The sequence below is a fragment of the Aureimonas endophytica genome (assembly GCF_014642635.1).
GTDB classification, from domain to species: Bacteria; Pseudomonadota; Alphaproteobacteria; order Rhizobiales; family Rhizobiaceae; genus Plantimonas; species Plantimonas endophytica.
In genome coordinates this window covers 663,254-686,434 of sequence record NZ_BMIQ01000003.1, presented here as the reverse complement: position 1 = coordinate 686,434, position 23,181 = coordinate 663,254, and the positions used below count along the sequence as shown (strand labels likewise).

The window sequence follows — 23,181 nt, the reverse complement described above, 5'->3', positions numbered from 1 at the left end:
AATGTTAGGTTGGCGGCGCTGCAGGGCACTCGAGGATCGGCGACAACAATACTGCGCGACAAATAGATACTAGGGAACGGAAAACAGGAAATATCCTGTTTCGCGGACAACGCTTTCATACAACGGCTTGTCCGTATCCAGAATGCGGTCGACGAGATCCGTGATCTTGCCTTCGAAGGACCATTCCGGACCGATGAGAAACGATGGCAAGGCGCCGCCGTCTGGCACCGCGCAATGAACACGGATTTCAGTCGTTTTGCGAAAGAGATTGAACGGCGTCATGGCATCGATATCCGTCCGTGGGAATGCCGCCGCCCATCCAGGCAGCGGCATCGCATGGATCACTTGTGGATGGCGTCCCGAACGGCATCCTTGGCTTCGCCAACCTTGCCTTGCGCCTTGCCGGCAACCTTCTCTGCCGTCCCTTCGGCTTCGACGCGCTCGTTGCCCGTCACCTTGCCGATGGCCTCCTTAACGGAACCGACGACCTGCTTCTTCGCGCCCTCGATACGATCCTTGTCCATCTTTCGCTCCTGTTCCGTTCGACCCGTCTTGGAAGCAATTCCGCGTTGGGCGGGGCTCCGACCGGTCATCGAGAGAGAATTTGGGAGCGGTCGACAGCCGGCAAAGAAGCGTCTGCATCAGGCAAGCTGATGCATCAGGTTCTTTCTGCACAGGATGACGGGAAACTCTTCGCCTTTCCGCTGACTGAAGGGCTTAGGCGGATCGGCTAGTCGGCCTTGGTCTTCTTGCCGCGAACGGTGTCGAGACCGACGATGCCGCGTTCACGCGCCCAGACGATGGCTTCGCTGCGTCGGTGAACATCGATCTTGGCATAGATCCGAGCCACGTGATTGCGGATCGTGGTGCGCGAAAGGAACAGCTTTTCTGCGATCTCGCCGTCATCCAAACCCTGCGAAACAAGGCCAAGCACTTGGCGCTCCTTGGGGGTGAGATTCGACAAGCCGGCTTTGGTCGTTCCGACAGGTTGCGGCGAGCGCATCGTTGCGAGCTTCTCCATGACGCCGCGGCTGAACCAGGTGGTGTCGGTCATGACCTGCTCGATGGCGTCGACAAGCTCCATCTCGGTTGCCTTGCGCTCGGTAATGTCCTGGAAGACGTCGAGCACGCAGACCTCGCCGCCGATCGTCACTGTATCGGCCGAAACCAGGCTGTCGATCACCGCGCCGTTCTTGGTCTTCAGCTTCGCTTCGCGGCCGCGGAACGAGCCGCCCTCGATCAGCTCCTTTTCCAGCTTGCGCCGGGTCGAGGCTGCGTCCCACAACTCGATCTCAGCGGGACTGCGCCCGATGACCTCGTCCGTCGACCAGCCGGTCTCCTTCACGAAGGCATCGTTGACGTCGAGAATGCGAAAACCATCGAGCGTGCAGATCTTCATCGGCACGGGGGCAAGGCGGAAGGTCTTGGCGAACTTTTCCTCGCTGTTGCGCAACGCGCTTTCCGCCTTCCGGCGCGGCTCGAGATCGGCGAAGGTGAAGAGCATGCACTTCTCGTCGCCGATCTCGATCGGCTGGCCAGCGACGATCACCAGCTTCGACTCGGCCTCCGGCAGCGGAAGGCAGGCCTCCATCTGCGGGATCGTCGACCAGGCCGCCAAGCGCTCCTTGCCGAGCTCGCGCTTGTCGGCGCCGCTCATCACGTCGAGTTCGTAGACGGATCGCCCGACGATCGCTTCCCGGGCATAGCCGGTCATATCCAAGAAACCCTGGTTGACGCGAATGAACCTGAGATCCGAGATTCGGCAGATGAGAGCCGGGGCCGGATTGGCGTTGAAGGCACGCTCGAACCGTTCGATCGCTTGGATCTCATCGGTCGCATCCGTGACCACCAGGACGAGACAGTCTGGCTGGTCCCTGCCATCGGTCAGAACGAGACTTCGAACCCGGTGAACCCATTCGGGCTCCGCCTCGCCGGTTCGCGCAACTTCGACCACGACATCGGCGAAGACTTCGCCCGCGAGCACGCGATCCGCCGGATAGGCGCCCTCCGTGAGCGGGTGATTGTTGCGATATCGCAGTTGGAAACGATGGCGGTACTCGTCGACGGTCCGGCCCAACCCCTCCAGCGTCGCCACGCCGTGCATGCGAAGCGCAGCGTCGTTGGCCCAGTTGATCGTCTGGTCGGGGTCGATCAAAATGACGCCCTCGCTGAGACCACCAATGATCTGCTGGAGCTGTCGCCGCTCGACCGTTCGGCCGTCGAGTGTGTCGACCATGGCGCTTCCTTTGCCTGCCGGACATTGCCGGTGCGAGGTGGGCCCTTCTCGTTTCCCGTCAATGCCGGGGCGCGACGTCCGCATCCCCGCTAGCCCGGTATTCGCCGCGACCAAGTTCCATCCAAGCCGATTGCTGCTCGTAGCCGTCGCGCCAGACCAACCAGTCTTCCGTGTCGGCGGGGTAAGGGTTCTCCGATCTCCTGCCGCCTTCCCGTGCGGCCTTTGCGCCCTCGTTCATGACTTTCGCGCGTAAACGCGCCGCTTCGTCGATCACGTTTCTATCCATCGATACCTCCCTGCGCGGCAGCCGGAAGAGCCGTCCCGCGCTTTCGGGTCCTGTTCAGTATCGACCGCGACCGAAGGTGTAGTCGCCTGCGGCCGGCGTCACGCCGATCCCTGTACCGATGAGGGTCAGGACCACCTGCACGGCGAGTGCCAGCGTGACGCCCGCCAGGATCGCGCCCCCTGAGACCTCGTTGGCCACAGCCGCCTGGGTGCCGGCCGCCACGGACGCATTGGTGGAACCGGGGCCCGGATTCGCCTCGAATATCGACATGACACACCTTCCCATCCATGCAGACGACCCCACGCTGTAGGGCCGTTTGATCGCCCGATAGGTGGTAGGCGCCGTATGATAGACTAGGTGATCAATGCATCATTTGGCTGATGCATTCGTATCGATCCGCACGGCTGCTTTAGGAAAGTGAACGCGGCGCGACGAGCGGCGCACGAGCGTTGAAACCCGTCCGACCGCATCTGCATGTCCGCTGTCTCTGCCTTTGAGAACGAGTTGTCCGGAAAGCGGGAAGTCTGCTTTCTGTCGAGTCCGGCAGGGGAGCGGGGCGTCGTGCAACGTCGGCGACAGGCGACGCTTGGTTTCCGTCGCGCCTCGACGTCAGGCGGCTGCTTGGTTGCTTTTCAAAGGCTGCAGATGAATGTCGGCGATCGCCCCTGATCCCACCTTGAATGCGACTTGATAGTCCGGGTCGGCGACCATGTCGCTGAACGCGGATCGTCGGGGGTACTGAACCAGAACGACGGCGTCCCAAGCGTCGTCTGATCCGGTCGTGAGGACCGGCAGGCCATCGCCGCCGAACAGAATCCGTGCGCCGAACCGGGCGAGGATCGGCTTCGCCATCTCCAGATACTCAAGATACCTCTGCCGGCCGCCGTCCGGCCTGAAGCGGATGAGGTTCAGCATGACGACGGGCGCGTCGTCGACTTCCGCGAGGAAGGCGTCGTAGGCAGTGGGCGAGAATGCGACCATCTAACTTTCCTTGGACATGGCAGCGCTCGTTACGGAGCTTGCGGATGGGTAGCTTTGCGCCGCGTCAGAAACTGTCAGCAACGTGCGCCAGTCCCGATCCTGCTGCTGCCAGCGCGTCATGATCGACTGTCGTCGCCCGGGGTAGCGCTCGTCCAACGTCTCTTGCACTTCCAGACGGTCGACGCGGAAATGGCGAAATGCGGATCTGAGTTCGCACCAAGCCGCAAGGACGCGCACGTCGTCGAAGTATACGATGACGATGGGCCAGACGATGCGCTCCGATGGCGAAGCGAACGCGTCGGCGTATTGGATTCTGACCTTGCGTTGGCGGCGGATCGCTTCGCGCAGCACGGCGGCCTGTGGCGGGTCGAGACGCTCGGAGACCGAGGCCGCCGGGACGATGGCCGGTGGGCCTTCGTTTGGTGGCGGCCCGTTGGCTCTGACGGCGAGGATCTTTGCCAGCGCGCTTTCGCTGCATCGCGCGAGCACGGGATCGGCGCGCTGTTGGACCCATCCGAGCCCCAGCGCCAAGGCGTCCAGCTCGTCGATGGAGAAGGCGAACTCCGGGAGAAAGAAGCCCTGCTTCAGGAGGTAGCCGACGCCCGCCTCCCCATCGACGGGGGCGCCGATCGCGCGAAGGGTCTCGATGTCCCGGTAGATGCTCCGCGGCGAGACACCGAGTTCCCGCGCGAGTTCGGAGGCGGTGACGGGCGCCCGCCGGGCCCGCAGAACGACCAGCAGTTCGAAGATGCGTGCGGTTCTCGCCATGACGCGTGGATCCCATTCCGTCTGCGTTGCGGTGGAACGGTCCGAACGGATCGCCCGGCGTTCCTCGATCGGCCGCGAGAATGGCAGGCGAGCGGCCGTCTGCCCTCGATAGCGCGGCAGATCAATCCGTTCGGCGCTTCGATCGATGCAGCGACGTTGCCGAATGGGGCCAACGCACGGCGGAATGACGAGCGAACCGGCCAAAGCCCGCCAGGCGCGAGCCAGAAAATGTGGGACGCGTTCGGCCTCGGCGCCTTCATCCGGTGCCGCCGGCGGACTTGGCGAACGCCTCCCGCGCCGCGACGACCTCATGCCTGTGCTCGGATGCCCATGCCAGGATACCGCCGAGATGGGGCTCCAGAGAGCGTCCGAGCGGGGAGATCTCGTAGACGACGGCGACTGGAGCGGTGCTGACCACCCGGCGCGTGATGAAGCCGCTCGCCTCCAGCCGGCGTAGGCACTGGGTCAACGCCTTCTGCGTGACGCCCTTGTTGGCGCGACGCAACGCATTGAAGCGCATCGGTCCGCTGCAAAGGGCGTTGAGCACGAGCAGCGTCCACTTGCTGGTGATCTCCTCCAGCACCGCTCGGTTGAGTTCGAGGTCTTCGGGCGACGAGGTCGACATGGAAAGGATACTCCAGGCAACCTGGTAGCTCGATGGTGCCTAATTGCGTTCAGGTTTCATATGTATACCTAGCTGGTCTCAGCCGAAAGGGAGACCGAGATGTCGACATCGACCGAAAGCACGACGATTCAATCGGCCGGCGGGGACAAGGGCCGCACCGTACTCGTCTTCGGAGCCACCGGGCAGCAAGGCGGCGCCGTCGCTGCCGCGCTTCTATCCAACGGATGGTCGGTTCGCTCGCTCGTCCGCGACCCGTCCTCAGGAAAGGCGAAGGATCTGGCAAGTCTCGGGGTGACCCTGTTTGCGGGCGACCTCGCGGATCCGACGTCGATCCAGGCCGCAATGAAAGGTGTCCACGGCGTATTCAGCGTTCAGCCGAGCTCAGGGCAGGGTGCCGCGTATGGAATCACCGACGAACAGGAGGTGCGCTACGGCAAGGCGGTGGCGGACCTCGCGTTGGCCGAAGGGGTCCGGCATCTCGTCTACACCTCGATTGCGATCTCTGGAGCGGGGCCGACCGGGATGGGACACTTCGACAGCAAGTTGGAGATCGAGGACCATGTCCGCAATCTCGACCTGCCCAGCACGATCGTGCGTCCGGCGAGCTTCATGGAGCTTCTCCTGCTTCCCGGCATGGGTCTGGATGAAGGCGCCTACAACTTCTTCCTGCGGCCGGACCAAGCAGGGCAGGTCATCGCCGTCCGCGACATCGGCAAGATCGTCGCGGCAATCTTCGCCGACCCGGAGCGGTTCACCGGGCGGACCATCGAGATCGCAAGCGACGAACTGACAGGTAAGGACATCGGGGAGAAGCTGACGCACGCTGCGGGCCGGCCGATCCAGTACCACCGTTTCCCTGACGCGTTGCTCGAAGAGAACGCTTTCCTCGGAAGGCTGGCAGACCTCTTCGATGAAGGCCGGCTAGCCGCGAACGCGGACATTGCCGCGCTCGAGCGGGAGTTCGGAAAACTGACCCGCTTCGACGAATGGCTCGCGGGTCCCGGCAAGCCGCTCCTACGTGCCGCGACCGAGACGAAAGGCGTCGCTGTTGCCCTGCGTTGACGCAATGCCAGCAAGGGCGGGACGTGCGCTAGGTGAGGCCTCTGGTATCCCGTCCGACAGCGCCGACCTACTGAACCGGACCCGAGTGTAACGGTCCGCGGCGTTCACTAGCCGCCTGTTTGCCTCCGGCGATGGATCGAACTCAACCAGACGGCCGATGAATGTCCGCTTTCGAGACGCCCGTCCGCCCGCCGGGCAACGCGACGAACTGGCGAGGGGCGGGAGAAGCGGCTGAGGGCGCTCTCTATTCCTGTCGCGAAAGTCAATCCGTTCTACCGCTTGAGCGTTCGCGGCGGACGTGGTCAACGAGGGCGCGCAGCTTTGCCGGCATGTGGCGACGGCTCGGATAGTAGAGGAAGAAGCCTGGGAACGGCGGACAGAAGTCTTCCAGCATGGCGACGAGCTCGCCCCGATCGAGATGGGGGCGGAAGGTCTCCTCCATGCCGAAGGTCAGACCGCCGCCCACAACCGCGGTGCGCAGCATCAGTCGCATGTCATTCGTGGTGATCTGCGGCTTTACCGCCACGTCGAAGTCGCGGCCGCCTTCGGTGAACTCCCAGCGATAGGGCGCGACGGTCGGGGAAGGTCGCCAGCCGATGCAGCGATGCGCGGCGAGGTCGCGCGGGTGCGACGGAGCGCCGAACCTCGCCACGTAGGACGGCGCGCCGACCACCATCTGCCGCTGGTCGTCAGACACCGGCACCGCGATCATGTCCACGTCGATCACCTCGCCGAGCCGGACGCCCGCGTCGAAACCTTCGGCGACGATGTCGAATTCCTCGTCGGTGACCGTGACATCGATTTCGACGCGGGGATAAGCCTTGGCGAAGCCGACGATGAGCGATCCGGACAGGAAGCGCTCGGCAATCGAGGAGACGGCGAGCCGCAAGTGACCCGAGGGTTGCGAAGGCCGGTCGCCGGTCGCGCTCAGCGCCGCCGCCACCTCGTCGATCGCGGGCGCGATACGCTCATGGAGATCGCGGCCGGCTTCGGTGAGCGAGACGCTGCGGGTCGTGCGCCGGAAGAGGGCGGTGCCGAGCCGGTCCTCCAGCTTGCGCAGCGACTGGCTGACGGCCGAACGCGTGACGCCCAGCCGCTCGGCAGCGGCTCGGAAATTGCGGGTCTGTGCGACGGCAAGGAAGACCGCGACGCCGGAGAGATCGATCGACATAAGTTAGCGCAGCTGAACAGCGAGGTTACGAGAAGACAGCTTATCTCGACAAGCCCCGGCGTCTACCTGTTCGGCGAGATCACCTGGAAAAGACGCGACGATGACGCTTCTACCGACGAGCTGGGACCTCGATCGAAAGGGCGCGGCGGTGACGGGCGCTCGCGCGGCATCGGCCTCGCGACCACCAGGCTGCTGCACGAGCGGGGCGCCAAGATCGTCGCGACCGACCGCGCCGAAGCGGTCCATGCGCTTGCCTCGGACACCGTCGCAACCCTTATCGCCGACGTTACGACCTCGCACCGCGCCAGCCTGGCGCTGAACGAGGACGGCGGCATGACCTCTATCGGCCAAGCAAACGGCGCTCGACACGCTGGCGAAGAGCACCAGGGTTTTCAACCGCGACCGGAACCTCACCGTGCTGCTCCTGCATCCCGGCTGGGTCGCCGCTGACATGGGAACGCTCGCCGGTAGGGTCCAAGCTGAAATCGAGCTCTCCGAAAGCGTCGAAGGCATCCCCGACGTGGTCGAGCGTCATCGGAGCTCGGGCTCAATTCAATACCGCGACTACCAGGACCGGACGCTGCCTTGGTGAGGCAAAGCGCCGGCAACCGCTTTCCCACATCCACGATCTCCAGGAGCTCTCATGATCAGTCTCGACAATGCAGTCGTCCTCGTCACCGGCGCGTCGAGCGGCATCGGCGTCGGCATCGCCCGCGAACTGGCGGCGGCCGGCGCAACGCTGATGCTCGGCGCCCGCCGCACCGACCGGTTGGATGCGCTGGCCAGCGAGTTGCGCGAGTCAGGCGCCACCGTCGTCACCCGCCGCCTCGACGTCACCGACTGCGCCGACGTCGCAAGCTTTGCGGATGCCGCGCGAGCCAAGTTCGGCCGTGTCGACGCGATCGTCAACAATGCCGGCGTGATGCCGCTTTCGCCGATGGCTTCCCTGAAGATCGACGAATGGGACCGCATGGTCGACGTGAACATCAAGGGCGTGCTCTACGGCATTGCGGCCGTCCTGCCGGAGATGACTGCGCGGGGCTCCGGCCACGTCGTCAACATCGCCTCGATCGGGGCGCTCGCCGTCTCGCCGACAGCGGCCGTCTACTGCGCGACGAAGTTCGCGGTGCGGGCCATCTCCGAAGGGTTGCGCCAGGAACGCCAGGACATCCGCGTCACCTGCATCCATCCCGGCGTGGTGGAAAGTGAACTTGCCTCCACCATCACCGATAAGGCGGCCGCGGAATTGATGGAAATCTATCGCTCGATCGCCTTGAAGCCGGACGCGATCGGCCGGGCTGTACGCTATGCACTCGAGCAACCCGAAGACGTCGATGTCAACGAGATCGTCGTCCGGCCAACCAGGGCCTCGAACTGATGCGGCTGCGCATCTTCGCCGCAGCGACGCTCGTCGCGACACCTCCATCCTTCGCTTTCGGAGAGACGGCCATGACGCCCATGCCTTACCCCTATGTCGGTATGTGGGTCACCGACGACGGCCACATCCGGCACGAACTGTTGCCGAACAACCGCTACGATGAGGCGCGAGGCACGCGCGAGAGCGCCTATCGCGGGCGCTACGAGGTGACCGGGACTCATATCGAATATTGGGACGACACGGGGTTTACCGCCGATGGCGACTTCGTCGACGCCAACACGCTCCATCACGCCGGCATGGTGCTGCGACGGTCCGCTCGTTGAGATCGGCCAGGAGGTCCAGCATCACCTTGAACATCGCGACTGCCGCCGGTAGCAGCGAGGCGAGAGTTCGGGCAGATGGAAGATCGATTCTGCGGCGCCAGGTTCGTCGGCGCTCATGCCATGACGCAGCTCGGTTTCGATGCCCGGCTCGTTTTCGACGATCGCATTGAGGAACGAGCCGAGCTGGGTGAACTCGGGATCGATGATGGTTCCGATCCGGAGCTTGCCGCGAGCCTGGGAGGTAGGATGTCGGGTGGTCTGCCCGAAATCCGCGGCCGCCGCCGGGACCTGCTCGGCCTTTGCGGCCAGAAGCGCCCCGTCGCGCGTGAGTTCGAGACCGCCTGTGGTGCGACGAACCGGGGCGACTCCGTTCCCGCCGCGAGCTGCTTGAGCTGAAGACTGACAGCGGGCTGGCTGAGACCGGGCTGCTTCGCCGCACGAGTGACGTTTCCCTCGCGAGCGACCGCAACGAAGGCTCGCAAGGCTCTGATGTCAATCAAGGCGCTCGTATGAGGCAAGCTTTTAACGGGACGACGTGTTTCTCATTGGATCGTCGCGTCCTCGATTGCTATCCCGTTCCCGGATGGGAGGCAAAGGGATGGCGAATATAGAGGATTTGCCGGCCGCGGGCCTTGCGGCATCGGTCTCCGAGAGGATGCCGCACCAACTCGGCCATCATGAGTTGGCGCTATGAATAAGCGCGCTTCTTCTACCACCGGTGAGGCGTTCGACTACGTGATTGTCGGTGCCGGTTCGGCCGGTTGTCTTCTCGCCAACAGGCTCAGCCGAGACCCCGCGAACCGGGTCCTCCTCTTGGAAGCCGGCGGCCGGGACAACCATCCTTGGATCCACATACCCGTCGGCTACCTCTACTGCATCGGAAATCCCCGCATGGACTGGCTGTTCCAGACGGAGCCGGAGCAGGGCCTGAACGGTCGCAGTCTACGCTACCCGCGCGGCCGAACGCTGGGCGGCTGCTCATCGATCAACGGCATGATCTACATGCGCGGCCAAGCCAACGACTTCAACGAGTGGTCGGCCGTCACCGGGGATGCCAACTGGTCGTGGGACAACGTCCTGCCGGACTTCATGGCCCATGAGGACCACCACCGCCTGGACGGAGGCGCTGACCCCGCCACCGGCGGCAACAGCCGGTTCTCGGATACGCACGGACATGGCGGCGAATGGCGGATCGAAAAGCAGCGGCTGCGTTGGGAAATCCTGGAAGCTTTCGCCGAAGCGGCGGTCGAGGCTGGGATTCCCCGATCCAGGGACTTCAGCAACAGCGACGAGGCGGGTGTCGGCTATTTCGAGGTGAGTCAGCGGTCGGGCTGGCGCTGGAATACCTCGAAGGCGTTCCTTCGCCCGGTACGCTCGCGACCGAACCTCGTCGTCCGCACCGGGGCCGAAGTCCAGAAACTTGAGATCGAGTGGGGTGGGGATGGCCGATTGCGTTGCGTCGGCGTCGTGTTTCGACAGGGCGACAGGAACGTATCGATCGAGGCGCGCCGCGAGGTCGTCTTATCGGCCGGAGCGATCGGTTCGCCGCAGATTCTGCAACTCTCTGGGATCGGTCCGGCGAAGCTGCTCGCCGGCCATGGGATCGACGTCGCCGTCGATCTGCCGGGCGTCGGCGAGAACCTTCAGGACCACTTGCAGATCCGTGCCGTGTATCGAATCACGGGCGCCCGGACGCTCAACGTCCTGGCGAGCAATCTCTTTGGCAAGGCCATGATCGGGCTCGAATACGCCCTGCGGCGGAGCGGCCCGATGAGCATGTCGCCCTCACAGCTCGGCGCCTTCACGCGCTCGGACGAGGGCCGGGCACATCCCAACCTGGAATATCACGTGCAGCCGTTGAGCCTTGATGCCTTCGGCGAGCCGCTGCATAGCGTCCCCGCCTTCACCGCCAGCGTCTGCAACCTGAAGCCCACCAGCCGAGGCAGCGTGCGCGTCCGATCCGGGCGGGCCGTCGATGCCCCGGCGATTGCCCCGAATTATCTGGCGACCGACGAAGACCGCAAGGTCGCCGCCGACAGTATCCGCCAGATCCGCACCATCGTCTCGCAGCCCGCGCTCGCCCGCTACAAGCCGATCGAATGGAAACCAGGCATCGAGTTTCAAACGGATGCGGAACTCGCCAAGCTCGCGGGCGATATCGCCACCACGATCTTCCATCCCGTCGGCACGACCCGCATGGGTCGCGACGACGACCCCATGGCCGTCGTCGACAGCCGGCTGCGGGTGCGAGGCATCCGGGGCTTGCGGGTCGTCGATGCCGGGGTGATGCCGACGATTACGAGCGGCAACACGAGCGCGCCGACGATGATGATCGCCGAGAAGGCGGCACGGATGATCCTGAACGACGCGAGGACGCAACTATGAGCGAACAGACCCTGGACCGCTCTGCCCTCCCGCTCTTCTGCGTCAAGGTCGCCGACTTCGGCCAGTCCATTGCGGGCCCAGCCGTCGCCATGATCCTCCGCGACCGCCGTGCATGTCGATCCCCCGACCGGGCCGCTCCGGAATAGCCGCGTCCAGGCGGGTGTCGTCGTACGCTCTGCCCGGACGTTATCGCGCATCCTCCTTCGCGATCAGTTGCCAGCCCGTCTTGCTGCATAGGCGACGCGCGCCGCCTCCATGCGTGATGAGTTCGCCATCACCCATTCCGCCAATGTTCTAACCGGATCGAGGAACTCGCGACCCAGATCCGTCAGCGCATATTCAACCTGAGGCGGGGTCACCGGCGTGACCGTCCGTGAGACAAACCCGTGCTCCTCGAGGTCGCGGAGCGTTGAAGCGAGCACTTTCTGACTGATCTCGCCGATCTCCCGGCGCAGCGCGTTGAACCGACAGGGTCCTCGCCCCAACATGCGAACAACGAGCATCGACCATTTGTCGCTGATCCGCGCCAGCGTCCGGCTGATGTGCTCGCACGCTGCGCTACCGCCGCCATCGCATGCAGGCGCAGTTTCCGTGTGGTTATCTGGTGTCGGCAAGGTGCCTCCTTCTCGCGCCCGAATACCTGAAGTAAGCAGGTTACCTCTAGAAACTGCTGAACGCGAGACACTGATGGCCAACAAGCCGAGAATCGCCCTCATCATCGGATCAACCCGCCCGACACGGTTCGCCGATACGCCAGCACAGTGGATGTTGAAGCAGGCGCGAGCACGAGAAGACATGGATGTCGAAGTGGTGGACCTGCGCGACCACCCCATGCCATTCTTCGACGAAGCGGCGTCCAATCTATGGGCGCCGAGTCAAAACGCCGAGGCTGTCCGGTGGCAGCAAAGGATCGCGCAGTTCGACGGCTACATCTTCGTTGTCGCCGAATACAACCACTCGATCACCGGCGTCCTCAAGAACGCGCTCGACCAAGCCTACAAGGAGTGGAACCGCAAGCCATTCACCGCAATCGGCTATGGCGGCACTGGAGCCGCGAGGGCTTTGGAGCATCTGCGCGGGATCGCGATTGAGTTGCAAATGGTCTCGACCAAGTCGGCCGTCCACATCGGTGGAGGTGATTTCATGGCGATCCATCCCAACTTCGGTAAGCAGCCGATCGAGACGATCGAGGCGAACCTGCTGGCATCGGCGACAGCTGCGTTGGACGAACTGGTTTGGTGGGCCAAAGCGACCATGACCGCGCGTGCCGCAGCAGCCTAGCAGCCGCCTGCTCAAACGAAGAGAGCGGCCGCGTCAGTGACATCGCGGTCGCCGGCCACTCCAACAAGCCTGCCGCAGGCAGGCCGAGATACGTCCTGTTTCCGCAACCTCTTTCGTGACACGTGCTCCACGGTGTGGGTACCCAGAGGACCGCTTCCGGGCCGAAGACGTCGGAAGCAGATCCGTTCGGAGAGGTGCGGTCGGGCTAGACCTGTCGCATGCCACCGTCGACGCAGAGTTCGGCACCGGTGATGAAGCTGGCCTCGTCGCTCAGAAGAAACAGCGTCGCGGACGCCACCTCGTCGGGACGCGCCATGCGGCCCATCGGGATCGGCGCGATCAGCGCCGCACGACTTTCTTCGGACACAGCCGCCATCATGTCCGTATCCGTCGGGCCCGGTGCCACGACGTTGACGCGGATCCCTCGAGGCGCCAGCTCGGCGGCCCAACTGCGAGCATAGGATCGGACCGAAGCCTTGGTGGCCGCATAGGTGCTGTAGGGCGGGATGCCCATCGCGTCCGCAATCGATCCCATCAGGACCACCGAGGCGCCGTCACTCATGGCAGGCAGAGCCGCCTGAAGGCCGAACACCATTCCACGGACGTTCACCGCGAAATGACGATCGAAATGCTCGAGGGTCTGATCCGCAATTGCGGCGGGCTCGGACAGGCCGGCATTCAGGACGAGAAGATCCAGGCGCCCCCGCGCTTCCCTCACAGTTGCGACGACGCGCGACAAGTCCTCCGGCGCACCGGCATCCGCGACAAGACCGCGAGCATCGCCGCCGAGTTCTCGCGCGGCGGCCTCGACCTCGTCGGCCCGTCGCCCGGTCAGAAAGACGGTTGCCCCTTCGCTCGACAGGCGCTCCGCGATCGCCAGCCCGATGCCCTTGGCACCCCCGACCACGAGCGCGATTTTGTTTTCAACTCTTGCCATCGCAAAGGCTCCCTGTTCAGCGACGGCATCCAGATATACGACGGGTATCTAGTCGCAAGAACGCACTTTGATGAGCCTAGATATGATGGACGATACCGAGCTCGCGCTTTTGTCGGAAAAGGCATGCGGCGACATGGTCCGCGTCCGGCCGATTCTGGATCGGATCGCGGACAAGTGGACGATTCTGATTCTGACCGTGCTCTGTCCCAAGCCGGCGCGGTTCAACGAAATCAAGCGACGGCTGGACGGCATCACGCATAAGGCGCTGGCGGATGCTCTGAAGCGATTGGAGCGCAACGGTTTGGTGACGCGGACCGTTTTGCCGACAGCGCCGATCGGTGTTGAATACGCGATCACGCCGCTTGGTCACTCGTTGCGCCAGCCGTTCGAAGCGCTTTGCGCCTGGGCGCTCGCGCATGGTCCCGACATCGAGCGAGCAAGTGCCTGCTTCGATCGGGTCAGAGCCGATGGTGGCCTGTCCCCATCAGGTGGCCCGGTTCAAAGCTAAAGCTAATGCATGGCGGGCTTGTCGGCGACGTTCAGGGTGGCCGGAGAAGCCGGTTGGGGTGGCGGAGCCGGCCACGGCACAGCGGCGGGTGCCGGCGGTTTGTAGCCGAGGGCGGAATATGGGCGGCGCGTGTTTTGGTGCCGGCTCCGACTCCCGATGAAGATCCAGGCCTCGTTAAAGTTGCAGAAGATTTCGCCATTCGGAATTCCACGGGCAGCTTTGCCGGCGTTACGTCCAAGAGCCGACGGCCTGTCTCCGCCCCGTATCCGACGGGGTTGAACTGCGAGCTGATCGAGACCCTAATCGCGTCGGCATAGCTTTCACATTTGAAGGTTCAGATAGACAAATGTCGTTGACAACTCTTTCTGATTTCGCAATCTGAAGGGGGGAACGGGAGTGCCCTGGGGAGGGATCGATGGAAAGCGATTGGCCATGGCCGTGCGGCCCTGTGCCGATTTCGGCATGCGACGCGTCATGCCTGTCGGCTGCGGCACTCCGCTACGCCCTTGAGTCCGGGATGCGCTGGTTCCAGGCCTCTGCCGAGGGCGCCGCATGAGGCGGTCCTCTCATGATGGCTCGGCGGATGCGGGCGCCGAGACCGCGGGCGCGGCCGTTGCCGGCCTGAGAGCGGCCAGCAAGCGCTTCGGCGGCACCGTCGCCGTGTCGTCGGTCTCCTTCGATCTCAAAGCCGGTTCGGTGCTCGCGCTTCTCGGCGAGAACGGCGCGGGGAAGAGCACCTGCGTGAAGCTTCTCGCCGGCGTCCATCGCCCGGACGAGGGCGAGGTGGTTCTGGGCGGACAGCCCATTCATCTTCAGTCGCCGCTCGACGCGCGGCGGCGCGGCATCGCCGTGATGCACCAGCATCCGGGCCTCTTTCCCGATCTGTCGGTGGTGGAGAACGTCTTTCTCGGCCATATGCCGCTGACGGGCGCCGGCACGATCGACGGCGACCGGATGCGCCGCCATGGGCGCGAGGTGCTGGACGCGGTCGGCCTGCGCTGCGATCTCGACGCCCGGCTCGGACAGCTGCGCACTTCCGAGCAGCAGCTCGTCGAAATCGCCCGGGCCCTGTCGCTCGACGCCCGGGTCCTCATCATGGACGAGCCGACGGCCGCCCTGTCGCAGCGCGAGGTCGATCGTCTCTTCGGCGTCGTCGCCGAATTGAAGGCGCGCGGCGTCGCGATGATGTTCGTCGGCCATCGCATGGAGGAGATCTACCGCATCGCCGACGAGATCGCGGTCCTGCGCGACGGGCATGTGACGGCGGTGGAGCCGGCCCGCTCCCTGGGGCGCGACCGGGCGGTGCAATTGATGATCGGCCGGCCGCTGACCTCGATCTATCCCCGGCACACCGCCACGCCCGGCGCGGTCGCGCTGGAGGTCGAGGGCCTGTCGCGCCAGGGCGCCTTCGCCGACATCGCCTTCTCGCTGCGGGCGGGGGAGATCGTCGGTCTCGGCGGCCTCGTCGGCAGCGGACGCACGGAGATCGCCCGCGTCCTTTTCGGCATCGACCGGCCCGATGACGGCACGATCCGTGTCGACGGCCGTCCCGTGACCCTGCGCCGGCCCGACGACGCCATGCGCGCCGGCATCGCCTATGTCTCGGAGGACCGGCTGGGGCAGAGCCTCGTCATGGACTTCTCCATTCTTTCCAACGCCGTCCTGCCGGTGCTGAAGCGGACCAGCACGGGCGGCATCGTGCGACGCCTGCGGGAGATCGCCTGCGTCGCCCCACAGCTCGAGCGGATGCGCCTGAAGTTCGACCATTACGATCAGCCCGTGAAGACGCTGTCCGGCGGCAATCAGCAGAAGGTCGTGCTGGCGAAATGGCTGGCGACGGCGCCGCGCGTCCTCATTCTCGACGAGCCGACGCAGGGCATCGACGTCCAGTCCAAGGCCGAGGTCCATGCCATGATCGCCGAGCTCGCCGAGCGCGGCATGGCGATCCTGCTGATCTCCTCCGAACTGCCCGAGCTGATCGGGATGTGCGATCGCATCCTGGTGCTGCGCGAGGGCCGGCTGACGGCCAGCTTCGCGTCCGGCAGCGTCGATCAGGAACAGGTGATCCGCGCCGCGACCGACGTCGAAAGCGTGTCCGACCGCGCGGGCGCTTCCACCGGCGCGCACGAGGCGGCGGCGCCGGTCTCGGCGACGGCCTCGATCTTCGCCCGGCGCGAACTCGGCCTCGTCTGCGCGATCGCCGCCGTGGCGATCCCGGCGGCCTTCGTCAATCCGCATTTCCTCGGCGCCGCCAACATCACCGCCCTGACGATGGATGCGGCGCTATTGATGATCGCAGCCGCCGCGCAGATGCTGGTCATGCTGACGCGCAATATCGACCTGTCGGTCGCCTCCGTCATCGGCCTCGCCGCCTATGGCTCGGCGAGCGTGATGCATGCCTATCCCGACACGTCCGTCGCCCTCGGCATCTTGACGGGCTGCGCCATAGGCCTTCTCTGCGGCGCCATCAACGGCCTCGTGGTGACGCTCGGCCGCGTGCCGTCGATCGTGGTGACGCTCGGCACGCTCGCGGTGTTCCGGGGCTTCAACAGCATCTGGGCGGGCGGGCGGCAGATCAGCGCCGACCAGGTGCCGCAGGCGTGGCTCGACCTTTCCGGCAGCCGGCTGGCGGGCATCCCGACCGTGATCGTGATCGCGCTCGTCGTCCTGGCGCTGCTCGCCCTTCTTCTCTCGCGCCATCCGAAGGGCCGCCAGCTCTTCGCGGTCGGCTCCAACCCCGAGGGCGCCGCGCTGGTCGGCATCGCGGCGGGGCGTCTCGTGCTCGGCGCCTTCTGCCTGGCGGGACTTCTCGCCGGCTTCGACGGAGCGCTCTGGGCATCGCGCTATGCGACGATCGACGCGCGCGTCGCGATCGGCTTCGAACTCACCGTGATCGCGACCGTCGTCGTCGGCGGCGTCGCGGTGCGCGGCGGCTCGGGCAGCATTCTCGGCATCATGCTCGGCGCCGTGCTGCTGCTCGTCATCCAGAACGCCCTGACGCTGGCCCGTGTCGATCCGCTCTGGCTCCAGGGGGTCTACGGCCTCGTCATCCTCGCCGCCGTCACGGTGGACGCCTATGCCGCGCGGCGTCTCGGCGCCGCGGGCCGGAGGATCGCCTGATGCGGCCCGGTTTCCTGCGCTTCCTCGGCTGGGACACGTTTCTCTCAGTCCTGTGCCTCGCGCTGATCGCCTATGCGCTCGTCGCGGTGCCCAACTTCCCGACCGAGTTCAATATCTCCCAGGCGATCGCCGGCGTCTCGGAACGCGCGCTCATCGTCCTGCCCATGACGCTTCTCGTCATCGCCCGCGAGATCGACCTTTCGGTCGCCAGCATCCTGTCTCTGTCCAGTGTCGTCTTCGGCGTGGTGGTGCGGGACAGCGGCTCGATGTCGCTCGCGCTCGGCGCGGCGCTCGCGACGGGCGGGCTCTGCGGCGCCTTCAACGGGTTGCTCATCACGCGCCTCGCTCTGCCCTCGCTCGTCGTGACCCTCGGCACGCTCGCGATGTTCCGGGGCATCGGCTACATCCTGCTCGGCCCGGCCTCGGTGAATCTCTTTCCCGACGCCTTCACCGATTTCGGCATCGACACGGTGGGCGGCGGGGTTCTGCCCGAAACGATCCTGCCGTTTCTCGTCCTCGCCCCCTGCTTCTTCCTTCTCCTGCAGCGGAGCGCCACGGGGCGGCGCATCTATGCCATCGGCGGCAATCCCGACACGGCGCTCTATTCCGGCGTGCGGATCGACCGCATCCGGTTCGGCCTCTTCGTCGCGTCCGGCCTCGTCTGCGGTCTGGCCGGCATCGTCTTCACCGCCCGCGTCGCCAATGCGCGCGCCGACAATGCGCTCGGCCTCGAACTCGACGTCATCACCATCGTGCTTCTCGGCGGCATCCACGTGTTCGGCGGACGCGGGCGGCTGAGCGGCGTGCTCTGGGCGCTGCTGCTCATCGCGCTCGTGCGCAACGTCCTCGGGCTTCAGCAGATCGGCGGCGACGCGCAGGCCATGACCATCGGCCTGCTTCTGATCGGCACCCTCCTTCTCGGCAATGCCGGCCAATGGCTCGCCGGACGCTGGAAGGGGCGGCGCGCCGCATGACGGAATTGGCGGTCCGCAGGCCGGGCGGTCCGCCGATCGCGAAACGAGAAACCGGCGCAAGACGACCCCATGGGAGGGATCAGATGGCAAGAACTTTAGGAAGGGCGGCGGGCCTCGCATCGGCATCCGCGCTGGCGCTGGCGAGCCTGCTTCTGGCCGGCGGCGCGGCAGCCGCTGCCGAATGCGCCAGCGCGCCGGTGACCGTCGGCTTCGTGCCGAAGCTCGATACGGACCCTTATTTCCAGGTCGCCCAGACCGGCGCGGAGGAGGCGCAGAAGGAGATCGGCGGCAGCGCCATCAAGCAGGCGCCCTCGCAGAACACGGCCGAGGCGCAGATCGAGTTCATCAACAACCTCGTCTCGCAGAAGGTCGGCGCCATCGCCATCTCGGCCAACGACGCCAATGCGCTCGCACCCGCGCTGAAGCGGGCGATGAAGCAGGGCGTCCATGTCGTATCCTACGATTCCGACGTCGCGCCAGCGGCGCGCACACTCTTTCTCAACCAGGCGAGCGGCGACAGTCTGGCGGAGATGATGCTGGCTTCGATGGGCGACATGATCGGCTACGAGGGCGACTTCGCCATCCTCTCCTCGACGCCGACCGCCTCGAACCAGAACGCCTGGATCGACTTCATGAAGAAGCGGCTGGCTTCGGACCCGAAATACGCCAAGATGAAGCTCGTCCAGGTCGCCTACGGCCAGGAGAACGAGCAGGTCAGCCAGCAGCAGACCCTCGGCCTCGCGCAGGCCTTCCCCAATCTCAAGGGCATCATCAGCCCGACCGGCATCAGCCAGCCCGCCGCCGCGCGGGCGCTGGATCAGGCGGGGCTGCTCGGCAAGATCAAGCTGACGGGCCTCGCCCCCGCCACGCTCATCAAGAAATACATCCAGGCCGGGACGGTCCAGGACATCTGGTGGAACGTCAAGGATCTCGGCTACCTCACCTATTATGCCGCCCAGGCCGTCGCCTCCTGCAAGGTCACCGGCAAGGAAGGCGAGACCTTCACGGCCGGCCGGCTCGGCGACTACAAGGTCGGTCCGTCCGGCGAAGTGGTGCTTGGCCCGGCGAAGATCGTGACTCCCGCAAATGTCGAGGAGTTCAAGTTCTGAGCCGGAGGACTTAACCTCCTTTGGGAGCGTCCCTCGGGACGCTCCAGCCTCGTCGTCGCCGACCTTCCCGCGACCGCGTCGTCGCATTCACGACCCCATGGCCTCGGCGAACTCCGTACCTTCGATTCGATCCGCGCCCCTCGCAGTGGCAGGCCGCAGACACCTTGTCTTTTCCTGAAATGCAAAGGAAAGTCGGCACTTGGAGGATATGGTGAGCGGCTTCGCTCGCCAGGGAGGGATTGATGGATGTCACGGGAGCGAGACATCTCCTCTCGGCGTGGATCGATGCCTTCGGGGCATCGCTCGAACGCCGGGATGTGGATGACGCAACGGCCCGTTTCGGCGACGAATGCGACTGGCGTGACCTCGTCGCCTCGACTTGGAATCTCCGCACCTTCGAGGGCCGGGAGGCCATCCGGTCCCTTCTGGCCAAGACGTCTACGGGAAGCAGGATGTCCGTCATCTGAGCTGAGATCGTCGTCGACCGGCGAGGGCGGCCGCGAGGAGGGGCGCCCGCCGTTCCGCCGAACCCTGTTCCAGGACGCCGATGGAATAGGGGGCTCGAAGACTTCAGGCGGCAGCGGAATGGGGGAGCAAGTCGCGCCGTGGACGATTCCATGATGACATGTCGGTTCGAGCCTCTGGATATCGAGACGGTGGGCCAAAGGCTCGGCCGGATCGCGGCCGTCGCGGATCGGGTCGGGCCGATCGCGTCGGACTGGCGGGTGCGCGAGATCGGCGACGGCAACCTGAACCTCGTTTTCGTCGTCTCGGGACCTGTCGGTTCGGTCGTGGTGAAACAGGCGCTGCCCTATGTGCGCCTCGTCGGGGAAAGCTGGCCGCTGCCCCTGAAGCGCTCGTTCTTCGAGTATCATGCCCTGATCCGGCAGGAGCGGCGGGCGGGCGCCGGCACCGTTCCGTCAGTCCTTCATTTCGACGAGCGGCAGGCCCTCCTCGTCATGGAGTTCCTGTCGCCGCACGTGATCTTGCGCCGCGCCCTGATCGACGGCCGGCAACTGCCGCGGATCGGCCGCGACCTCGGTCTCTTCACCGCGCGCACCTTGTTTCGCGGCTCGGACTTTTCCATGCCGGCGCGCGAGCGCAAGACCGATCTTGCGCTCTTCGCGGACAATGCCGAACTCTGCGACATCACCGAAAGCCTCGTCTTCACCGATCCCTATTTCGACGCGGCCTTGAACCGGCATACGACGCCGGAGCTCGACGGGCTGGTGCGGGAGCTGCGCGCCGACCGCGATCTCAAGATCGAGGCCCAGCGGCTGAAGCAGCTCTTTACGGCCAAGGCCGAAACGCTGCTGCATGGCGACCTTCACACCGGTTCGGTGATGGTGACCGAGGGCGACACGCGCGTGATCGATCCGGAATTCGCCGTCTACGGGCCGATCGCCTTCGACATCGGCATGTTGCTCGCCAACTTCTGGATGAGCTTCTTCGCGCAGCCCGGCCATGAGACGGGCGACGACCGCGAGGCGATGCGCGCCTATCTCCTCGGCGTTATCGACGAGATCTGGGCGACGTTCCGCGAGGAATTCGCCCGCCTCTGGCACAGCGAGCGCCACGGGATCCTCTATCCCCGCAGCCTCTTCGAGGACCAAGGCGACAGCCTCGGTTCGGAACAGGCGCTGAACGGCGTTCTCGCCGACATCTGGGTCGATCTCCTCGGCTTCGCCGGCGTCGAGATCCACCGCCGGATTCTCGGGCTCGCGCATAATGCCGATTTCGAGACCATCGCCGATCCCGCGCGGCGGGCGTCCTGCGAGCGTCCCGCCCTGCGCTTCGGCCGCCAGATCGCGGTCGGCCGCAACCGCCTCCATTCGATCGACGAGGTGAACGCCCTGGCGGTCCTCATCAGCAAGGAGCATGCCGCATGAAGGTCGGCGACCGGCATTTCCGCACGATCTGGCTCAACGAGGACGGGCAATCGGTCGACATCATCGACCAGCGCTGGCTGCCGCACGATTTCCGCGTCGCGACGCTCGCCAGCGTCGATCAGACGGCGGTCGCCATCCGCGACATGTGGGTGCGCGGGGCGCCGCTGATCGGCGTCACCGCCGCCTATGGCATGGCGCTGCAAACGCTCGCCGATCCGTCCGACGAGGCGCTCGATGCGGCCTACGAACTTCTGCACGAGACGCGCCCGACGGCGATCAACCTGCGCTGGGCGCTCGACACGATGCGGGCCCATCTGAAAGCCCTTCCCCCCGAGGAGCGGCGCGCGGCGGCCTACGCCAAGGCCGCAGAACTGGCCGACGAGGACGTGGAGCTCAGCCGGGCCATCGGCCGCAACGGGCTGGAGGTCATCCGCAGGATCGCCGAGACCAAGAAGCCCGGCGAGCCGGTCAACATCCTCACCCATTGCAATGCCGGCTGGCTCGCCACCGTCGATTACGGAACGGCGACCGCGCCGATCTATCTGGCGGCCGAAGCGGGCATTCCGGTCCATGTCTATGTGGACGAGACGCGGCCCCGCAACCAGGGCGCCTATCTCACGGCCTGGGAAATGGCGGGGCACGGCATCTCGCACACGCTGATCGTCGACAATGCCGGCGGGCACCTGATGCAGCATGGCGAGATCGACATGGTGATCGTCGGCACCGACCGCACCACGGCGGATGGCGACGTCTGCAACAAGATCGGCACCTATCTGAAGGCGCTCGCGGCCCGCGACAACAACGTGCCCTTCTATGTGGGCCTGCCCTCGCCGACGATCGACTGGACGGTGCGCGACGGCGTGCGGGAAATCCCGATCGAGGAACGGCCGGGCGAGGAGGTCTCGTCCGTCTGGGGGCGTACGGAGGGCGGCGAGATCGCGCAGGTGCGCGTGTCGCCGGACCTGACGCCGGCACGCAATCCGGCCTTCGACGTGACCCCGGCGCGGCTCATCACCGGGCTGATCACCGAGCGCGGCATCGCCGAAGCCTCGCCCGAAGGCATCGCCCGGCTGTTCCCCGAAAAGGCCGGCCGCTCGCCCTGAGACGGAGACTCAGCCTGCTTTTCGGCGGAACTGGACGCTGCTCGCGACCATGACGCCGAGAAGCAGGCTACCCCAGATCAGTTCCTTGGCGAAGTTCGACACCTGCAGCATGTTGAGGCCGCTCGACAGGAACTGGAGCGAGAGGACGGCGAGCGCGAGGCCCGACACGCGGCCGAAGCCGCCGAACGGATTGATCCCGCCAAGGACGCAGATGAGGATCGAAAGCAGGAGATAGCTCGAGCCGTAATCGGCCTTGGCGGAATTCGCCCGGCTCATGATGACGAGGCCCGCCGCCGCCGCGAGCATCCCGGACATGAGATAGGTTCGCACCGTCAAGCCGACGTCGTCGATGCCGGCAAAGCGCGCCGCCAACGGGTTGGTGCCGAACATCCGCATTTTCAGGCCGAGCGCCGTGCGCTCCAGCATCAGGGCGACGAGGATGCCGAGCACGGACACGATGATCAGCGGCACGGGAATGCCGACAAGCGAGCCGTTGCCGACCACGGCGAAGGCGGGAGGCAGGCCGAGCACGGCGCTGCCGCCGGTGATCGCGACGCCGAGGCCGGTGAAGACGAGGCCGGAGCCGAGCGTCGCGAGGATCGGCGGCAGGCCGAAGACGCCGATGGCGATGCCGTTGAAGAGACCCGCCAGCGCGCCGACGCCGAGCGACGCGAGGACCGCGACGAGAATCGCGAAGCCGGCCACGGCCCCCGTGCCCTGGGGCCCCGCCAGCGCCGCCATGATGAGCGCGGCGACGATCGCCGACAAGTTGGCGATGCCGATGATCGCGAGATCGATGCCGCCCGTCAGCATCGCCAGCATCATCGCCAGGGCAAGGATCGCGAATTCGGGGAACTGAAAGGCCATCGAGCCGAGATTGCCGGCCGACAGGAAGCGCGCCGGCGCCAGCGCCGCCATCAGCGCGAAGATCGCGACGGTCAGGATCGAGAGGCGCACGATATCCGAGGCGAGGAAGCTGCGGCGGCGCGTCGCGGGCGGCGGGGAGGGCGGGGCGCTCTGGGGCGCGGAACTGTCCATATCCGGT

At 65.6% G+C, this 23,181-nt stretch carries 25 protein-coding genes and 1 pseudogene; 13 read left to right on the top strand and 13 right to left on the bottom strand.

Features of this window, described 5'->3' with window-relative positions:
* Window positions 1–69: 69 nt before the first annotated feature.
* The 8 genes from IEY14_RS13350 to IEY14_RS13315 form a co-directional block, all read right to left on the bottom strand.
* The gene (locus IEY14_RS13350) at window positions 70–345 is read right to left on the bottom strand and encodes a hypothetical protein (protein WP_188909179.1); all 276 of its coding nucleotides are present in this window, start codon (window positions 343–345) and stop codon (window positions 70–72) included.
* Window positions 342–524, bottom strand: coding sequence for a CsbD family protein (locus IEY14_RS13345; RefSeq protein ID WP_188909177.1), 183 nt, complete (start codon window positions 522–524; stop codon window positions 342–344). The genes IEY14_RS13350 and IEY14_RS13345 overlap by 4 nt, the downstream gene beginning before the upstream one ends.
* Before the next feature lie 206 nt (window positions 525–730).
* The gene (locus IEY14_RS13340) at window positions 731–2,236 is read right to left on the bottom strand and encodes a helix-turn-helix transcriptional regulator (protein ID WP_188909175.1); all 1,506 of its coding nucleotides are present in this window, start codon (window positions 2,234–2,236) and stop codon (window positions 731–733) included.
* A 58-nt stretch (window positions 2,237–2,294) separates the two neighbouring features.
* Window positions 2,295–2,510, bottom strand: coding sequence for a hypothetical protein (locus IEY14_RS13335; RefSeq protein ID WP_210318399.1), 216 nt, complete (start codon window positions 2,508–2,510; stop codon window positions 2,295–2,297).
* A gap of 66 nt (window positions 2,511–2,576) precedes the next feature.
* Window positions 2,577–2,792, bottom strand: coding sequence for a hypothetical protein (locus tag IEY14_RS13330; RefSeq protein ID WP_188909171.1), 216 nt, complete (start codon window positions 2,790–2,792; stop codon window positions 2,577–2,579).
* Window positions 2,793–3,131: 339 nt separating this feature from the next.
* The gene (locus tag IEY14_RS13325) at window positions 3,132–3,503 is read right to left on the bottom strand and encodes a DUF1330 domain-containing protein (RefSeq protein WP_188909169.1); all 372 of its coding nucleotides are present in this window, start codon (window positions 3,501–3,503) and stop codon (window positions 3,132–3,134) included.
* Window positions 3,504–4,271: a helix-turn-helix transcriptional regulator gene (locus IEY14_RS13320; protein ID WP_188909167.1), complete on the bottom strand. Its 768-nt coding sequence runs from the start codon at window positions 4,269–4,271 to the stop codon at window positions 3,504–3,506.
* Between the two features lie 256 nt (window positions 4,272–4,527).
* Window positions 4,528–4,896 carry a winged helix-turn-helix transcriptional regulator gene (locus IEY14_RS13315; RefSeq protein ID WP_188909165.1) on the bottom strand — a complete coding sequence of 123 codons (369 nt, stop codon included), beginning with the start codon at window positions 4,894–4,896 and terminating at the stop codon, window positions 4,528–4,530.
* Window positions 4,897–4,995: 99 nt separating this feature from the next.
* Between IEY14_RS13315 and IEY14_RS13310 the strand changes: the two genes are divergently transcribed.
* Window positions 4,996–5,958 carry an NmrA/HSCARG family protein gene (locus IEY14_RS13310; RefSeq protein ID WP_188909163.1) on the top strand — a complete coding sequence of 321 codons (963 nt, stop codon included), beginning with the start codon at window positions 4,996–4,998 and terminating at the stop codon, window positions 5,956–5,958.
* Window positions 5,959–6,220: 262 nt separating this feature from the next.
* Here IEY14_RS13310 and IEY14_RS13305 read toward each other — a convergent pair whose 3' ends face one another.
* Entirely contained in the window at window positions 6,221–7,129 is a 909-nt protein-coding gene (locus IEY14_RS13305) for a LysR family transcriptional regulator (RefSeq protein ID WP_188909161.1), read from the bottom strand.
* Window positions 7,130–7,544: 415 nt separating this feature from the next.
* Here IEY14_RS13305 and IEY14_RS13300 point away from each other — a divergent pair, with 415 nt between their 5' ends.
* The 4 genes from IEY14_RS13300 to IEY14_RS25910 all read left to right on the top strand — a co-directional run bounded on the left by IEY14_RS13300 (window position 7,545) and on the right by IEY14_RS25910 (window position 9,226).
* The gene (locus IEY14_RS13300) at window positions 7,545–7,721 is read left to right on the top strand and encodes a Rossmann-fold NAD(P)-binding domain-containing protein (RefSeq protein ID WP_188909159.1); all 177 of its coding nucleotides are present in this window, start codon (window positions 7,545–7,547) and stop codon (window positions 7,719–7,721) included.
* A gap of 51 nt (window positions 7,722–7,772) precedes the next feature.
* Window positions 7,773–8,507 (top strand): SDR family oxidoreductase, encoded by a 735-nt coding sequence (locus IEY14_RS13295; protein ID WP_373288973.1) that lies wholly within the window; start codon window positions 7,773–7,775, stop codon window positions 8,505–8,507.
* On the top strand, window positions 8,507–8,830 hold the full coding sequence (locus tag IEY14_RS13290; RefSeq protein ID WP_188909157.1) for an Atu4866 domain-containing protein: 324 nt from the start codon (window positions 8,507–8,509) through the stop codon (window positions 8,828–8,830). The genes IEY14_RS13295 and IEY14_RS13290 overlap by 1 nt, the downstream gene beginning before the upstream one ends.
* A 75-nt stretch (window positions 8,831–8,905) precedes the next feature.
* Complete coding sequence (locus IEY14_RS25910) at window positions 8,906–9,226, top strand: hypothetical protein (protein WP_244639477.1); 321 nt, start codon at window positions 8,906–8,908, stop codon at window positions 9,224–9,226.
* Between the two features lie 35 nt (window positions 9,227–9,261).
* Here IEY14_RS25910 and IEY14_RS25905 read toward each other — a convergent pair.
* Window positions 9,262–9,312: pseudogene (locus IEY14_RS25905) on the bottom strand (hypothetical protein); the annotation flags it as partial.
* Window positions 9,313–9,520: 208 nt separating this feature from the next.
* Here IEY14_RS25905 and IEY14_RS13280 point away from each other — a divergent pair.
* Window positions 9,521–11,215 (top strand): GMC family oxidoreductase, encoded by a 1,695-nt coding sequence (locus IEY14_RS13280; RefSeq protein ID WP_188909155.1) that lies wholly within the window; start codon window positions 9,521–9,523, stop codon window positions 11,213–11,215.
* Between the two features lie 209 nt (window positions 11,216–11,424).
* Here IEY14_RS13280 and IEY14_RS13275 read toward each other — a convergent pair whose 3' ends face one another.
* Entirely contained in the window at window positions 11,425–11,829 is a 405-nt protein-coding gene (locus IEY14_RS13275) for a winged helix-turn-helix transcriptional regulator (protein WP_244639466.1), read from the bottom strand.
* A gap of 73 nt (window positions 11,830–11,902) precedes the next feature.
* Between IEY14_RS13275 and IEY14_RS13270 the strand changes: the two genes are divergently transcribed.
* Entirely contained in the window at window positions 11,903–12,496 is a 594-nt protein-coding gene (locus IEY14_RS13270) for an NADPH-dependent FMN reductase (RefSeq protein WP_188909152.1), read from the top strand.
* A gap of 205 nt (window positions 12,497–12,701) precedes the next feature.
* On the opposite strand, the gene IEY14_RS13265 is transcribed toward IEY14_RS13270, so the two are convergent.
* Window positions 12,702–13,433 (bottom strand): SDR family NAD(P)-dependent oxidoreductase, encoded by a 732-nt coding sequence (locus IEY14_RS13265; RefSeq protein WP_188909151.1) that lies wholly within the window; start codon window positions 13,431–13,433, stop codon window positions 12,702–12,704.
* An 82-nt stretch (window positions 13,434–13,515) separates the two neighbouring features.
* Between IEY14_RS13265 and IEY14_RS13260 the strand changes: the two genes are divergently transcribed.
* The 6 genes from IEY14_RS13260 (at window position 13,516) to mtnA (ending at window position 22,136) form a co-directional block, all read left to right on the top strand.
* A complete protein-coding gene (locus IEY14_RS13260; protein WP_188909150.1) occupies window positions 13,516–13,941 on the top strand; it encodes a winged helix-turn-helix transcriptional regulator in 426 nt (141 codons plus the stop codon).
* A 552-nt stretch (window positions 13,942–14,493) separates the two neighbouring features.
* The gene (locus tag IEY14_RS13255) at window positions 14,494–17,061 is read left to right on the top strand and encodes an ATP-binding cassette domain-containing protein (RefSeq protein WP_188909147.1); all 2,568 of its coding nucleotides are present in this window, start codon (window positions 14,494–14,496) and stop codon (window positions 17,059–17,061) included.
* The gene (locus IEY14_RS13250; protein ID WP_188909145.1) at window positions 17,061–18,035 is read left to right on the top strand and encodes an ABC transporter permease; all 975 of its coding nucleotides are present in this window, start codon (window positions 17,061–17,063) and stop codon (window positions 18,033–18,035) included. The genes IEY14_RS13255 and IEY14_RS13250 overlap by 1 nt, the downstream gene beginning before the upstream one ends.
* A gap of 83 nt (window positions 18,036–18,118) precedes the next feature.
* A complete protein-coding gene (locus tag IEY14_RS13245; RefSeq protein WP_188909143.1) occupies window positions 18,119–19,144 on the top strand; it encodes a rhamnose ABC transporter substrate-binding protein in 1,026 nt (341 codons plus the stop codon).
* Between the two features lie 617 nt (window positions 19,145–19,761).
* Window positions 19,762–21,033: an S-methyl-5-thioribose kinase gene (gene mtnK / locus IEY14_RS13240; protein WP_373288972.1), complete on the top strand. Its 1,272-nt coding sequence runs from the start codon at window positions 19,762–19,764 to the stop codon at window positions 21,031–21,033.
* Window positions 21,030–22,136 (top strand): S-methyl-5-thioribose-1-phosphate isomerase, encoded by a 1,107-nt coding sequence (gene mtnA / locus IEY14_RS13235; RefSeq protein ID WP_188909141.1) that lies wholly within the window; start codon window positions 21,030–21,032, stop codon window positions 22,134–22,136. Before mtnK ends, mtnA begins: the two co-directional genes overlap by 4 nt.
* Window positions 22,137–22,145: 9 nt before the next feature.
* Here the strand turns inward: mtnA and IEY14_RS13230 are convergent, their stop codons facing one another.
* Window positions 22,146–23,174, bottom strand: a complete 1,029-nt coding sequence (locus tag IEY14_RS13230; RefSeq protein WP_188909138.1) for an ABC transporter permease — start codon at window positions 23,172–23,174, stop codon at window positions 22,146–22,148.
* Window positions 23,175–23,181: the final 7 nt, after the last annotated feature.

What these genes read in the sequence shown, in the direction of transcription:
- IEY14_RS13345 (WP_188909177.1), bottom strand. Translation starts at nt 524, where the DNA reads ATGGACAAGGATCGTATCGAGGGCGCGAAGAAGCAGGTCGTCGGTTCC.
- IEY14_RS13340 (WP_188909175.1), bottom strand. Translation starts at nt 2,236, where the DNA reads ATGGTCGACACACTCGACGGCCGAACGGTCGAGCGGCGACAGCTCCAG.
- IEY14_RS13330 (WP_188909171.1), bottom strand. Translation starts at nt 2,792, where the DNA reads ATGTCGATATTCGAGGCGAATCCGGGCCCCGGTTCCACCAATGCGTCC.
- IEY14_RS13325 (WP_188909169.1), bottom strand. Translation starts at nt 3,503, where the DNA reads ATGGTCGCATTCTCGCCCACTGCCTACGACGCCTTCCTCGCGGAAGTC.
- IEY14_RS13320 (WP_188909167.1), bottom strand. Translation starts at nt 4,271, where the DNA reads ATGGCGAGAACCGCACGCATCTTCGAACTGCTGGTCGTTCTGCGGGCC.
- IEY14_RS13315 (WP_188909165.1), bottom strand. Translation starts at nt 4,896, where the DNA reads ATGTCGACCTCGTCGCCCGAAGACCTCGAACTCAACCGAGCGGTGCTG.
- IEY14_RS13310 (WP_188909163.1), top strand. Translation starts at nt 4,996, where the DNA reads ATGTCGACATCGACCGAAAGCACGACGATTCAATCGGCCGGCGGGGAC.
- IEY14_RS13305 (WP_188909161.1), bottom strand. Translation starts at nt 7,129, where the DNA reads ATGTCGATCGATCTCTCCGGCGTCGCGGTCTTCCTTGCCGTCGCACAG.
- IEY14_RS13295 (WP_373288973.1), top strand. Translation starts at nt 7,773, where the DNA reads ATGATCAGTCTCGACAATGCAGTCGTCCTCGTCACCGGCGCGTCGAGC.
- IEY14_RS13290 (WP_188909157.1), top strand. Translation starts at nt 8,507, where the DNA reads ATGCGGCTGCGCATCTTCGCCGCAGCGACGCTCGTCGCGACACCTCCA.
- IEY14_RS25910 (WP_244639477.1), top strand. Translation starts at nt 8,906, where the DNA reads ATGGAAGATCGATTCTGCGGCGCCAGGTTCGTCGGCGCTCATGCCATG.
- IEY14_RS13280 (WP_188909155.1), top strand. Translation starts at nt 9,521, where the DNA reads ATGAATAAGCGCGCTTCTTCTACCACCGGTGAGGCGTTCGACTACGTG.
- IEY14_RS13270 (WP_188909152.1), top strand. Translation starts at nt 11,903, where the DNA reads ATGGCCAACAAGCCGAGAATCGCCCTCATCATCGGATCAACCCGCCCG.
- IEY14_RS13265 (WP_188909151.1), bottom strand. Translation starts at nt 13,433, where the DNA reads ATGGCAAGAGTTGAAAACAAAATCGCGCTCGTGGTCGGGGGTGCCAAG.
- IEY14_RS13260 (WP_188909150.1), top strand. Translation starts at nt 13,516, where the DNA reads ATGATGGACGATACCGAGCTCGCGCTTTTGTCGGAAAAGGCATGCGGC.
- IEY14_RS13255 (WP_188909147.1), top strand. Translation starts at nt 14,494, where the DNA reads ATGAGGCGGTCCTCTCATGATGGCTCGGCGGATGCGGGCGCCGAGACC.
- IEY14_RS13250 (WP_188909145.1), top strand. Translation starts at nt 17,061, where the DNA reads ATGCGGCCCGGTTTCCTGCGCTTCCTCGGCTGGGACACGTTTCTCTCA.
- IEY14_RS13245 (WP_188909143.1), top strand. Translation starts at nt 18,119, where the DNA reads ATGGCAAGAACTTTAGGAAGGGCGGCGGGCCTCGCATCGGCATCCGCG.
- mtnK (WP_373288972.1), top strand. Translation starts at nt 19,762, where the DNA reads ATGATGACATGTCGGTTCGAGCCTCTGGATATCGAGACGGTGGGCCAA.
- mtnA (WP_188909141.1), top strand. Translation starts at nt 21,030, where the DNA reads ATGAAGGTCGGCGACCGGCATTTCCGCACGATCTGGCTCAACGAGGAC.
- IEY14_RS13230 (WP_188909138.1), bottom strand. Translation starts at nt 23,174, where the DNA reads ATGGACAGTTCCGCGCCCCAGAGCGCCCCGCCCTCCCCGCCGCCCGCG.